Origin of the sequence: Streptomyces pratensis (genome assembly GCF_016804005.1) — a bacterium.
GTDB lineage: Bacteria > Actinomycetota > Actinomycetes > Streptomycetales > Streptomycetaceae > Streptomyces > Streptomyces pratensis_A.
This window is the reverse complement of the sequence record NZ_CP051486.1, coordinates 5,999,718-6,013,043: the sequence shown is the minus strand read 5'-3', so window position 1 is coordinate 6,013,043 and position 13,326 is coordinate 5,999,718. Positions and strand designations below refer to the sequence as shown.

7 protein-coding genes are annotated in these 13,326 nt (G+C 71.6%); 2 read left to right on the top strand and 5 right to left on the bottom strand.

Annotated elements, in window-relative coordinates; genetic code table 11:
- Positions 1-57: 57 nt before the first annotated feature.
- The 3 genes from HED23_RS24830 to HED23_RS24820 all read right to left on the bottom strand — a co-directional run bounded on the left by HED23_RS24830 (position 58) and on the right by HED23_RS24820 (position 4,706).
- The gene (locus HED23_RS24830; RefSeq protein ID WP_203187620.1) at positions 58-1,266 is read right to left on the bottom strand and encodes a branched-chain amino acid ABC transporter substrate-binding protein; all 1,209 of its coding nucleotides are present in this window, start codon (positions 1,264-1,266) and stop codon (positions 58-60) included.
- A 609-nt stretch (positions 1,267-1,875) separates the two neighbouring features.
- Positions 1,876-2,346 (bottom strand): PaaI family thioesterase, encoded by a 471-nt coding sequence (locus HED23_RS24825; RefSeq protein ID WP_203185598.1) that lies wholly within the window; start codon positions 2,344-2,346, stop codon positions 1,876-1,878.
- Between the two features lie 89 nt (positions 2,347-2,435).
- Positions 2,436-4,706: an FdhF/YdeP family oxidoreductase gene (locus HED23_RS24820; RefSeq protein ID WP_203185597.1), complete on the bottom strand. Its 2,271-nt coding sequence runs from the start codon at positions 4,704-4,706 to the stop codon at positions 2,436-2,438.
- Positions 4,707-4,958: 252 nt separating this feature from the next.
- On the opposite strand from HED23_RS24820, the gene polA reads away from it, so the two are divergent.
- Positions 4,959-7,670: a DNA polymerase I gene (gene polA, locus HED23_RS24815; RefSeq protein ID WP_203185596.1), complete on the top strand. Its 2,712-nt coding sequence runs from the start codon at positions 4,959-4,961 to the stop codon at positions 7,668-7,670.
- Between the two features lie 37 nt (positions 7,671-7,707).
- Here the strand turns inward: polA and HED23_RS24810 are convergent, their stop codons facing one another.
- The gene (locus HED23_RS24810) at positions 7,708-8,583 is read right to left on the bottom strand and encodes a DUF4184 family protein (RefSeq protein ID WP_203185595.1); all 876 of its coding nucleotides are present in this window, start codon (positions 8,581-8,583) and stop codon (positions 7,708-7,710) included.
- Positions 8,584-8,766: 183 nt separating this feature from the next.
- Between HED23_RS24810 and HED23_RS24805 the strand changes: the two genes are divergently transcribed.
- Positions 8,767-10,446 carry a lytic murein transglycosylase gene (locus HED23_RS24805; RefSeq protein WP_203185594.1) on the top strand — a complete coding sequence of 560 codons (1,680 nt, stop codon included), beginning with the start codon at positions 8,767-8,769 and terminating at the stop codon, positions 10,444-10,446.
- A 377-nt stretch (positions 10,447-10,823) separates the two neighbouring features.
- On the opposite strand, the gene hrpB is transcribed toward HED23_RS24805, so the two are convergent.
- A complete protein-coding gene (gene hrpB, locus HED23_RS24800) occupies positions 10,824-13,325 on the bottom strand; it encodes an ATP-dependent helicase HrpB (protein WP_203185593.1) in 2,502 nt (833 codons plus the stop codon).
- Position 13,326: the final 1 nt, after the last annotated feature.

The following is a 13,326-nucleotide window of genomic DNA, read 5'->3' as shown; positions in this document are numbered from 1 at the left end:
TAGCGCTCCCGCGCGGTTTTGTGTTCGTGTGGTGTGGCCGTGGGGTCCTTGGTGGACCTACTTGACGGCCTCGCTGAGCTTGGAGGTCCACTTGCCGCCGGTGACCTGGTAGGCGGTCATCATGGTGTTGGTGGTGTCGCCGAATTCGTCGAAGGAGACGGGGCCGGTGACGCCTTCGAACTTGACGGTCTTCATGGCTTCGAGGACCTGGACGCGGGCGTCGTCGGGGAGCTTGCCGTCGTTCTCTGCGGCGACGATCTTGACGGCCTCGATGATGGACCAGGCGGCGTCGTAGGTGCCGCCGCCGTAGGCCTCGTAGGCGTCCTTGTAGCCGGCCGTCTTGTAGTCGGCGATGAACTTCTTGGCGGACTCGAGTTCTTCGACGGGCTTGCCGACGGAGGTGGCGATGTCGCCTTCGGCCTTCTTGTTGAGCTTGATGAAGTCGGCGCTGTACATGCCGTCGCCGCCCATGAGGGGGATCTTGACGCTGTCCTTGAGCTGCTGGCTCAGGGGTGCGCCGGCGGGGTATTCGCCGCCGTAGTAGACGGCCTTGGCGCCGGAGCTCTTGACCTTGGTGACGACGGAGTTGAAGTCGCGGTCGTCGGGGTTGATGTGGTCGGTGCCGACGATCTTGCCGCCGAGCTCGGTGAAGGTCGCCTTGAAGGAGGCTGCGAGGCCGGCGCCGTAGGGCTTCTGGTCGTCGATGAGGTAGACGTCCTTGATGTTCGCGTTCTTGAACAGGTAGTTCGCGGCGAACGCGCCCTGGATGGCGTCGGTGGTGGCGGTGCGGAAGTAGGCGGCGTAGGGGCGCTTCTTGTCGCCGGCCTTCCAGTTGTTGCCCTGGGTCAGTTCGGTGCCGGTGTTGGCCGGGGAGACCTGGGTGAGGTTGGCGTCGGTGAAGGGCTTCTGCATCGACTGGGCGACGCCGGAGTTCAGGGGGCCGACGACGCCGACGAGGTCTTTGTTGCCGATGAACTTCTGGGCGTTCTGCTGGCCGACGGAGGGCTGGGCCTGGTCGTCGAGTGCCTGGAGTTCGAATTTGATGCCGGGGACGGCCTTGTCCTGGTTGGCGATCTTGACGGCGAGGTCGGCGGAGTTCTTGATGCCGAGGCCGAGGGCGGAGAGGTCGCCGGTCAGGGGTGCGTCGACACCGATGACGACGGTCTGGGTGTCGCCGCTGCCGCTGCTCTTGGTGTCGTCGTCGCGCGATCCGCAGGCGGTGAGAGTCAGTGCGCCTGTGGTGAGCACTGTGGTGAGTATGAGCAAAGAACGGTGTCGCACGAAAGGTCCTTTCCCTGGCGCGGCCTCCTCTGCTGAGGTGCCGTGACGATCGCCGGGCCGTACTGGTCGATACAGGGCCGTGCAGCAGACGCGCCCGGCGGCGCGGTGACTGGCCGTGACTCTAAGGGCAGGGGCGGGGTCCGGGATGGGGGTGGAGCAGGATGTGACTGTCTTGTTATGCCCTTGAGCAAGGCTTGAGGTGGCTGTGTGGACATGTACGTTTTTCTGCCGGACGGTGAGGTGACCGCATGGTGAGAACGCGCAGCTCTGCTAAGGGGCTTGGGGTGATCTTGGTGCTGTCGCGCGAATCGGGGCGCAAGGGGCACGGGGGGAGGTCCGCCGGGTGTGCGGGGGCGGGGCGCACGACGTTTTTCGTGTATTGCACACATGTTACGCAGTGTTACATGTGTGGGATATGTGTGATGCGCCGTGAGGGTGGTGAGGCGGTTGAAGTGGCTCACGGAACGGATGTGGCGGTCAAGGGTGTTGACCCTGTGTGTCGGTCAACTTCCGGCCACTGCTTCGGATATGGGTCTGCCCGGTCCGGAATGCGGTGTGCATCCGGCCGGGCAGCGGGGTGTCGGGGCGGGGCGGTCAGCCGGCGGCGGGGCCGGGTGCGTCGCGGAGCAGGCAGGTGAGGCGGGCGGTGCAGACCCGCTTGTCGTGCTCGTCGGTGATGACGATCTCGTACGTGGCGGTGGAGCGGCCGCGGTGGACGGGGGTGGCGGTGCCCGTGACGAGGCCGCTGCGGGCGCCGCGGTGGTGGGTGCAGTTCAGGTCCACGCCGACGGCGATCTTGGTGGCGCCGCCGTGGAGCATGCTGCCGATGGAGCCGAGGGTCTCGGCGAGGACGGCGGAGGCGCCGCCGTGGAGCAGTCCGTAGGGCTGGGTGTTGCCCTCGACGGGCATGGTGCCCACGACGCGTTCGGCGGAGGCTTCGACGATCGTGACGCCCATGCGCTCGCCGAGGTGGCCGGCGGAGAAGAGTGCGGGGAGGTCGACGCCGAGTGCCGCGTACTCGTCGATGATCTCCTGGGGGAACGTGGGTGCGTTGTGCTCGCCCATGGGGTCCGGCTCCGATCGTGTGCGGTCGTTCGTTGCTGTGTGCACTGTTCTTATCAGACGGCTGAGCGTGCGCTTAGGGGCGTGGGGGCTCAGGTCGTCTCGAAGCGGACGACGACCGACTTGCTGGCCGGGGTGTTGCTGGTGTCGGCGGTGGCGTCCAGGGGGACCAGCACGTTCGTCTCCGGGTAGTACGCGGCGGCGCAGCCGCGTGCGGTGGGGTAGTGCACGACGCGGAAGCCGGGGGCGCGGCGCTCGACGCCGTCCTTCCATTCGCTGACGATGTCGGTGTAGGAGCCGTCGGTGAGGCCGAGGGCGTGGGCGTCCTCGGGGTTGACCATGACGATGCGGCGGCCGCCCTTGATGCCTCGGTAGCGGTCGTCGAGGCCGTAGATCGTGGTGTTGTACTGGTCGTGGGAGCGCAGGGTCTGGAGCAGCAGCCGGCCTTCGGGGAGCTCGGGGTATTCGACGGGGGCGGCGGTGAAGTTGGCCTTTCCCGTGGTGGTGGGGAAGCGGCGTTCGTCGCGTGGGGCGTGGGGGAGGGTGAAGCCGCCGGGCCGTGCGACGCGGGCGTTGAAGTCCTCGAAGCCGGGCACGACGCGGGAGATGCGGTCGCGGATCGTGCCGTAGTCCTTCTCGAAGTCCTCCCAGGGTGTGGTGGAGGCGGGTCCGAGGACGGCGCGGGCCAGGCGGGCGACGATCGCGGGTTCGGAGAGCAGGTGGGGGCTCGCGGGGGTGAGGTTGCCGCGTGAGGAGTGGACCATGCCCATGGAGTCCTCGACGGTGACGAACTGCTTCCCGCCTGCCTGGACGTCCTTGTCGGTGCGGCCGAGGGTGGGCAGGATCAGGGCGCGGGTGCCGGTGACGGCGTGCGAGCGGTTGAGTTTGGTCGAGACGTGGACGGTGAGGCGGGCGCGGCGCATGGCGGCTTCGGTGACGGCTGTGTCGGGGGTGGCGCCGACGAAGTTGCCGCCCATGGCGAAGAAGACCTTGGCGTCGCCGTCGCGGAGTGCCTGGATGGACCGTACGACGTCGTAGCCGTGGTGGCGTGGTGACGTGATGCCGAATTCCTGGTCGAGGGCGTCGAGGAAGGCGGGGGCGGGGCGTTCGAAGATGCCCATGGTGCGGTCGCCCTGGACGTTGGAGTGGCCGCGGACGGGGCAGACGCCGGCGCCGGGCCTGCCGATGTTGCCGCGCAGGAGGAGGAAGTTGACGACCTCGCGGATGGTGGGCACGGAGTGCTTGTGCTGGGTGAGGCCCATGGCCCAGCAGACGATGGTGCGCTTCGACGCGAGGATCATGGCGAGTGCCTGTTCGATGGCGTCGCGGTCGAGGCCTGTGGCGGTGAGGGTCTCGTCCCAGTCGGCCGCGCGGGCGGTCCGGGCGAAATCCTCGTAGCCGTGGGTGTGTTCGGCGATGAAGCCGGTGTCGACGGCTCCGTCGGCCTCGATGATCATCTTGTTCAGGAGGCGGAAGAGCGCCTGGTCGCCGCCGATGCGGATCTGGAGGAAGAGGTCGGTGAGGGCGGCGCCCTTGAGCATGCCGCGAGCTGTCTGGGGGTTCTTGAACCGTTCGAGGCCGGCTTCGGGCAGCGGGTTGACCGAGATGATCTTCGCTCCGGCGGCCTTGGCCTCCTCGAGGGCGGAGAGCATCCGGGGGTGGTTCGTGCCGGGGTTCTGTCCCGCGACGATGATCAGGTCGGCCTGGTGCAGGTCCTCCAGGCTGACGCTCCCCTTTCCGATCCCGATGGTCTCGGTGAGGGCCGATCCGGACGACTCGTGGCACATGTTGGAGCAGTCGGGCAGGTTGTTCGTGCCGAACTCGCGGGCGAGGAGCTGGAGGAGGAACGCCGCCTCGTTGCTGGTGCGGCCGGAGGTGTAGAAGAGCGCCTCGTCGGGGGAGGAGAGCGCGGTGAGTTCCTCAGCGATGATCTCGAAGGCCCGTTCCCAGGTCACGGCCTCGTACCGGTCGGCGCCCTCGGGGAGATACACGGGTTGCGTGATGCGTCCCTGCTGGCCGAGCCAGTAGCCGCTGCGTGTGCCCAGGTCGGCGACGGGGTGGGCGGTGAAGAAGTCGGGGGTGACGCGGCGCAGGGTCGCCTCCTCGGCGACCGCCTTGGCGCCGTTCTCGCAGAACTCGGCCGTGTGGCGCTTGTCGCCCTCGGGCCAGGCGCAGCCGGGGCAGTCGAAGCCGTCCTTCTGGTTGACCTTGAGGAGGGTCTGCGCGGTGCGCCGGACGCCCATCTGCTGCTGGGCGATGCGCAGGGTGTGGGCGACGGCGGGCAGCCCGGCGGCGGAGTGCTGGACCCCGTCGATCTGCGGCGCGTCCTGGACCGGGTCACCGGTCGGGGGCTTCGTGGCCATGGTGCTCCCCTTCGAGCCTTCGGCCGCCTCCGAGCGTGCGCGGGCGCGCGTCGCGTCCGTGCGTGTCGTGGCGTCCTGTCGCGTCTTCTTATGCCTTCACAGTCCTTCGATCCTGTCACGCACGCGTGCTGGGGCGCTCCGCGGGAAGCGGGGAGGCGGGGATGGCGGGGATGGCGGGCCGGGAGTGCGTGGTAGCGGGGAGCGGGCGGCGGCCGGTCCGGAATGTCAGTGGTCCGTGGCAGGATCGGGGGCGTGGCTGAGACGGCATCGAAGAACACGGCAGACAACCGACCGCGCCTGCTCCTCATGGACGGGCACTCCCTGGCGTACCGGGCGTTCTTCGCCCTGCCCGCGGAGAATTTCACGACGGCGACGGGGCAGCCGACGAATGCCGTGTACGGCTTCATGTCGATGCTGGCGAACACGCTGCGCGACGAGGCGCCCACGCATTTCGCGGTCGCGTTCGACGTGTCCCGCAAGACGTGGCGCGCGCAGGAGTTCCCGGAGTACAAGGCGAACCGTTCCAAGACCCCTGACGAGTTCAAGGGGCAGGTCGAGCTGATCGGCGAGCTGCTTGACGCGATGCACGCGGACCGGTTCGCGGTGGACGGTTTCGAGGCGGACGACGTCATCGCGACGCTGGCCACGCAGGCCGAGGCGGCGGGCTTCGAGGTGCTGATCGTCACCGGTGACCGGGATTCGTTCCAGCTGATCACGGACAACGTGACGGTGCTCTACCCGACGAAGGGCGTCTCGGAGCTGACGCGCTTCACCCCGGAGAAGGTCGAGGAGAAGTACGGCCTCACTCCCGCCCAGTACCCGGACTTCGCGGCGCTGCGCGGTGACCCGTCGGACAACCTTCCGGGGATCCCCGGTGTGGGTGAGAAGACGGCGGCGAAGTGGATCAACCAGTTCGGTTCGTTCGCGGAGCTGGTCGAGCGCGCCGATGAGGTCAAGGGCAAGGCGGGCCAGAATTTCCGGGACCACCTGGACGCGGTGAAGATGAACCGTGTCCTGACCGAGATGGTCCGTGACGTCGAGCTGCCGAAGGTCCCGGCCGAGCTGGAGCGTGCTCCGTACGACCGCACGGCGGTCACCGGTGTGCTGGACGTCCTGGAGATCCGTAATCCGAGCCTGCGCGAGCGGCTGCTCGCCGTCGACCCGGGTGCGGAGGAGGCCGGTCCGCCGGAGCCCGCGGCCGGTATCGAGCTGGACGGTGCGGTGCTGGGCCCGGGCGAGGTCGCACCGTGGCTGGAGGCCCACGGCGGGCAGCCGCTCGGTGTCATGAGCGTCGACACGTGGTCGCTGGGCACCGGCACGGTCACCGAGATCGCGCTCGCCGCCGCCGACGGGGCCGCCGCCTGGCTGGACCCGGCCGAGCTCGACGAGGCCGACGAGCGGGCGTTCGCCGCCTGGCTCGCGGACCCCGTGCGTCCCAAGGTCCTGCACAACGCCAAGAACGCCCTGCGGGTCTTCCCCGAGCAGGGCTGGCGGCTGGACGGCATCACCATGGACACCGCGCTCGCCGCCTATCTCGTCAAGCCCGGGCGCCGGTCGTTCGCCCTGGACGCGCTGGCCGTGGAGTATCTCGGCCGCGAGCTGGCACCGGCCCCCGCGTCCGACGGGCAGCTGGCCTTCGGTGCGGACGACCGTGCGGAGGCCGACGCCCTGATGGCGCAGGCCCGCGCGGTGCTGGACCTCGGGGACGCGTTCACGACCCGCCTGAAGGAGGTCGGCGCCACCGAGCTGCTCCACGACATGGAGCTGCCCACGTCGATCATGCTGGCCCGGCTGGAGCGGCACGGCATCGCCGCCGACCGGGCGCACCTCGAAGGCATGGAGCAGCAGTTCGCCGGTGCGGTGCAGCAGGCGGTGAAGGAGGCGCACGCCGCGGTGGGCCGCGAGTTCAACCTCGGCTCGCCCAAGCAGCTCCAGGAGGTCCTCTTCGGTGAGCTGGCCCTGCCGAAGACGAAGAAGACGAAGACTGGCTACACGACCGACGCGGACGCGCTCGCCTGGCTCGCGGCGCAGACCGAGCACGAGCTGCCGGTCATCATGCTGCGCCACCGGGAGCAGGCGAAGCTGAGGGTCACCGTCGAAGGGCTGATCAAGACGGTCGGTGCGGACGGCCGTATCCACACCACGTTCAACCAGACCGTCGCGGCGACGGGCCGGCTCTCCTCCACCGAGCCGAACCTGCAGAACATCCCCGTCCGTACGGACGAAGGGCGGGCGATCCGCCGGGGCTTCGTCGTCGGTGAGGGCTTCGAGACGCTGATGACGGCCGACTACAGCCAGATCGAGCTGCGGGTGATGGCGCACCTCTCCGAGGACGCCGGTCTGATCGAGGCGTTCACCTCCGGGGAGGACCTGCACACGACGGTCGCCTCACAGGTGTTCGGCGTCGAGAAGTCCGCCGTCGACGCGGAGATGCGCCGCAAGATCAAGGCGATGTCGTACGGCCTGGCCTACGGGCTCTCCGCTTTCGGTCTCTCCCAGCAGCTGAACATCGAGGCCGGCGAGGCGCGCGGGCTGATGGACACCTACTTCCTGCGGTTCGGCGGGGTGCGGGACTACCTCCACCGGGTCGTGGAGGAGGCCAGGGCAACCGGGTACACCGAGACGATCCTCGGCCGCCGCCGCTACCTCCCCGACCTCAACAGCGACAACCGCCAGCGGCGCGAGGCCGCCGAGCGGATGGCGCTCAACGCCCCGATCCAGGGCACTGCCGCCGACATCGTGAAGGTCGCGATGCTCAAGGTTGACCGTGCGCTGACCGAGGCGGAGCTGACGTCACGGATGCTGCTCCAGGTCCACGACGAAATCGTCCTGGAGATCGCGAAGGGCGAGCGGGAGCAGGTCGAGGAGATCCTGCGCCGCGAGATGTCCACGGCGGTCGAGCTCCGTGCACCGCTGGACGTCTCCGTCGGCGTCGGCAAGGACTGGGAGACCGCCGCGCACTAGCAGACCGTCCGCACGGGCCCTCCTGGCGGGTGACGCCTCAGCCGGCGTCCTGGCCGGCCGGGCGGGTCCGTGCGGTGTCGGCACGGGGCCGGTCAGGCGGCCGTGGCCCGGAAGGCTTCCACAGCAGCCGCATCCACGCCCCGTACAGCACGAGGCCGGCCGCCAGACCCGCCCCGGCGCCGAAGCACGCGGTCGGGATGATGTCGAGGGGCGAGGCGACGTGCCCGAAGTGGGCGTACCAGCGGGCACAGCGGTGGATGACGCCCAGCAGGACACACAGCGCGAGGAGCGAGAGGGCCCATCCGCGTTCGGTCCGGCCGAGCACCGGCACGGACTCCGGTGCCGGGGCCGGCCCGGTGCGCCGAAACCCCGTGTACGTGAACCAGGCCAGGATCGCCAGGGCCACGGCGGAACTGCCGTACTGGACGACCTGGAACACCGGGTGCCCGCCGACGCTCCGGTTGAGGACGGGGATCAGGTCCGTCCCCCACCGGTCGTGATGGGTGAAGGCGTCCCACACGACGTGGGTTCCCGAGCCGATGACGGCGGACCCGACGAACCACAGCGCCTCGGACAGCGACGGTGCGCCGGGCTTCCGGCGCGTCCCCCGTACGAAGGTGTGCACGCGCCCCTGTACCGCCCCGGGCAGCAACGCGACGAGTGGTTCGCGCAGCATCAGCCAGAGTGCCACCAGGGCCCCCGCGACGAGGACGTCCACGGTGAACACTCCCCACACGGCGTGTGTCACCTCGCCGAACTCCATCGCCCCCGGGACGACCGTGTCCGCGTAGTAGGTGATGTCGGGCGCGAACGACCCGGCGACGAGGGCGGAGGGGACGAGAGGACCACGGCCCACCCCGGACCTGCGGATTCCCGGGAGCACGGCTGCGGCATGGCTGAGCGTGAAGGGCATGGCGGCAAGTATGCGTGAGCCCGAGTCACCCGCCGAAGGGTCAAGGGACTTGACGGCCGGGAGCTGAGAAAACGGTAAGAACCGGTCAGGGACCGGTGTTCGGGCGGAAGGAGTTGTCGTAGGGTCGCCTGAGTCCTCGCGCGGGGAGCGCGGGCAGCCGTCGACGGGGAGGGACCGACACCTATGGCAGCGCAATTCGGCCGCAGACTGCGCAGGGGGGCCACCACCACCGCGGTGGCGGCCGCTGCCGTAGCGGCCCTCTCCGCATCGCAGGCTCCCGCGGCACCGCATCCCGACAGCGCGACCGGTGACCAGGCGGCGGCCGGGGCGACACCGTCCGGAGACAGTGCGGCAACCGGCAACTCGCCGTACCACACCGATCTTCCGCCGCTCAATACGCCCAACAAGCCGGGTGCGTCCGTGAATCTGCCGGTGACCGGCAGTGCCGAAGCGGGCATACCCGCCTCGGTGCTCGCCGCGTACAAGCAGGCCGAGCGGGAGATCGCGGGCACCGACGCCGCGTGCCGTCTGCCGTGGCAGCTCCTCGCGGCGATCGGCAAGGTCGAGTCCGGCCAGGCCCGCGGCGGGAAGGTCGACGCGAACGGCACCACCTTCTCCCCGATCCTCGGCCCGGCGCTCAACGGCCAGGGCTTCGCACTCATCAAGGACACCGACGGCGGGGCGTACGACGGTGACTCCACCCACGACCGCGCGGTCGGCCCGATGCAGTTCATCCCGTCCACCTGGGCCACCTGGGGCCAGGACGCCAACGGCGACGGACGCAAGGACCCCAACAACATCCACGACGCGGCACTGGCCGCCGGGCGCTACCTCTGCGCGGGCACCCGCGACCTGTCGATCGCCACCGACCTCGACAGAGCGGTGCTGAGCTACAACCACTCGACGGAGTACCTGCGCACGGTGCGCTCGTGGTTCGACTACTACAACCGCGGCACCCACGAGGTCCCGGACGGCGCGGGCGTCCTCCCGGTGGACACGGGCGGCAGCACCACCTCCCCGTCCACGTCCCCGACCCCCACGCCTCCCGCCGCGACCACCCCGCCGGCCACCTCCCCGCCGGCCACGCCTCCCGCCACCACGCCTCCACCGGCCACGACGCCTCCGAAGCCCACACCTCCGCCGACCACGCCCCCGCCCACCACCCCGGCGCCCGGCCAGGTCTTCGGCAGCCTCGAGAACGCGGGTACCGGTCCGCTCACCGCGACGGCCGGCGAGGCGTTCACCCAGCGCGTCAAGGCCCGGGCGAGGAACACGCTCGGTGCCCCGCTCGCCAGGATCTCGGTCACCTTCGCCCTCGTCGGCGACACGGACGCCCGCTTCACCGGCGGGAAGAAGACCGTGACCCTGGCAACCGGAGCCGACGGCACCGTCACCGCCCCCGCCCTGACGGCCGGTGAGAAGACGGGCACCTTCAAGGTGACCGCCGTCGCCGGCACCACCAAGCCGCGCACCGTCACCTACACCGCGAGTGTCACCGCCCGGGTGGCGGACACCGTCGCCCGGACCGGCGACAAGGCCCTGACGGCCGCCCCCGGCGCCGAGTTCACCGACCGGGTCGAGGTCAGGACCACGTACAAGGGCACAGGGGTGGCGGACACCGCCGTCACCGCCACGATGATCACCGATGCCGAGACGCCCGCCGAGAACGACAAGGGCCCGTACTTCAAGGACGCGGACGGCGAGCCCGTCCGCACCCTGGACCTGACGACCGGCGCCGACGGGCTCCTGACGCTCCCGAAGATCTACGCCGACGAGACGGCCGGCACGTACACGCTGCGGCTCACCACCGCGAGCGGTGCCACGCTGACCATCGAGCTGAAGGTGGAGGCCCCCGCGGCCTGACGCGTACGGGACCGGGGGCGTCCGGCTCCCGGGCAGTCCGGCCCGGGCCCGGGCCCGGGCCCGCGCCGGGGCTCCTCGGCCCCGGGGCTCCCCGGCCCCGGGGCTCCCCGGCCCCGGGGCTCCCCGGCCCCGGGCCGGACGCCCCGGGACGCTCGCAGACCGGCCGCTCCCGGGCATGTGCGTCCCGGGCGGGCGGCTCCGGGGCCTGCACACTCCGGGCCCGCATGCTCCGGGCCCGCATGCTCCGGGTCCGGTCCACATGCTTCGGAACCACATGCACCGGAACCACATGCTCCGGGTCCGCATGCTCCGGACCTGCTCCGGGCCCGCATAGCAGGCCCGCATGCTCCCGGCCCCACATGACCGGACGAGAGGCGTTACTCCCGGCGCAGCCGCGCCGAGGTGAAGCGGGTCGCCTCCACCGTCGTCGGGTCCTCGGGCCACGGGTGCTTCGGGTAGCGACCGCGCAGCTCCGCGCGCACATCCCTGTATCCATCCCGCCAGAACGACGCCAGGTCCGCCGTGACCGCCGCCGGGCGCCCCGCAGGGGACAGCAGGTGCACCAGGACGGGCACCCCCGCGACCCGGGGCGTCTCAGCCAGCCCGAAGAGCTCCTGCAGCTTCACCGCAAGCACCGGCTGCTCGCCGCCGTACTCCACCCGGATCCGGGACCCGCTCGGTACCTCGATCCGTTCCGGGGCGAGCTCGTCGAGCCGGGCGGCATCGCCCGTCGCCCACGGCAGCAGCCTCCGCACCGCCTGCCCCGCGTCGATCCGGGCCAGATCCGCCCTGCGACCCGCCCGGGACAACTCGGGCTCCAGCCACTCGTCGGCACGTGCGAGCAGCGCCCCGTCCGACACGTCGGGCCACGGAGCCCCCAGCACGCGGTGCAGGAACGCGAGTCGCAGTCGCAGCTGCCCGCTGTCCCGGGTCCACCGCAGCAGCCCCGGACCCTCGCGGCGCAGCCCCTCCAGCAGCGCCCCGCGCACCAGCTCCGGAGCCGGCCGCCGCAGCGCGCGTACCGACAGCTCGACGGCACCGAGGCGCTCCACGGAGCGCGCCACCACGTCGCCGTCGGCCCAGCGGACCTCCTCGCCGGAGAACCCCAGGTGCCCGGCGGCCAGCCGCGCCGTGCTCTCGTCGATGACGGCCGCCAGCCGCACCCGGGCGGACGCGGCATGGGCGGGCCGGTCGGCTACCGCGACCGCGATCCAAGGGGCGCTGCGCAGCCGTGAGCCGTCCCGTAGCTCCGCTCCCGTGCCCGACGCCATGAGGAACGCCCCCTCACCCCTGGCCCGTGCCACCCGCTCCGGGAACGCCAGCGCCGCCACCAGCCCCACGGCCGCGTCGTCCGGACCGGCCCCCGTGTCCTTCGAGGACCCGAGGGACTGCGAGAGCCGCCGCACCTCCTGCCGCCAGCGTGCCGCGTAGCCGTCCCCGCCCCGCCGTGCCGTGCGCAGCGCGTGAGCCAGGTCGTCGCCGTACTCCCGTGGCGGTTCCTCGCTCAGCAGCGCCACCACTTCCGCGGCCCGGCGCCCGCCCACCTCGTCCGCGCCGTCCAGAAGGGCCCGGGCGAGCCGGGGGTGCAGGCCGAGCCTGGACATCCGGACGCCCCGGCTCGTCGCGCGTCCCGTCGCGTCGGCGGCGCCGACCGCTGCCAGCACCTCCCGTGCCGCGCCCATGGCGCCGGCGGGCGGCGGATCCAGGAGCGCGAGGCCGGAGGCGTCCGGATCTCCCCAGCACGCCGCCTGCAGCGCGAACGCCGCGAGGTCGGCCACCTTGATCTCGGGGGAGGGGAACGCGGCCAGCCGGCCGTCCTCGGCCTGCTCCCAGCACCGGTACACCGCCCCCGGGGCCTCGCGGCCCGCCCGGCCCGCGCGCTGGCGTCCCGCGGCGCGGGACGCCCTCACGGTCGTCAGGGCGCTGAGCCCTCGCGCGTGATCGGTGCGCGGTTCCCTGGCGAGACCGGAATCCACGACGACCCGCACCCCCGGCACCGTCAGGGACGACTCCGCCACGGAGGTCGCCAGCACCACCCGGCGCCCGCCCGACGACCCCGCCAGCACCGCGTCCTGCACGGCCGCGGGGGCCCGCCCGTGGACCTGGAGCACCTCGGCGTCCACGCCCGCGAGCTGTCCGGCGACCCGGCCGATCTCGCCGACACCGGGCAGGAAGCACAGGACGTCACCGTCCCGCTCGGCGAGCGCCCGCCGCACCACCGAGGCCACATGCGTCAGCAGGGCGGGGTCCACCCGCATCCCGTGCGGCGGCCGTACGGACCCGGCCGGCGGCGCCCACACCACCTCGACCGGATGGGACACGCCCCGCGCCTCGACCACGGGAGCGTCGCCCAGCAATCGCGCCCAGCCGGCGGCGTCCGTGGTGGCCGACGCCGCCACCAGGCGCAGCTCGGGCCTGATCGTCCCCCGTACGTCGAGGAGGAACGCCGCGGCGGTGTCCGCGTCCAGGTGGCGCTCGTGGCACTCGTCGATGATCACCACGTCGACCCCGGCCAGCTCCTGGTCGCGCTGGAGCCGCTGCAGCAGCACCCCGGTCGTCACGACCTCCACCACCGTGTCCGGGCCCACCGTCCGCTCGCCGCGCACCGTGAAGCCGACCCGTTCGCCGGTCCGCTCGCCGAGCAGCCACGCCATCCGCCGGGCGGCTGCCCGGGCGGCGATCCGGCGTGGCTCGGCCACGAGGACCCGGCGCGCCGGGCCGCCCCCGGTCAGGCCGGCGAGCACCAGGGGCACGAGCGTCGTCTTGCCCGTCCCGGGCGGCGCGCAGAGCACCGCGGCGCCCCGCTCGTCGAGCGCCCGCTCCAGGGCGGGTACCGCGGTGCGTACGGGCAACTGGTCCAGGGCGTCGGTACGGATCACG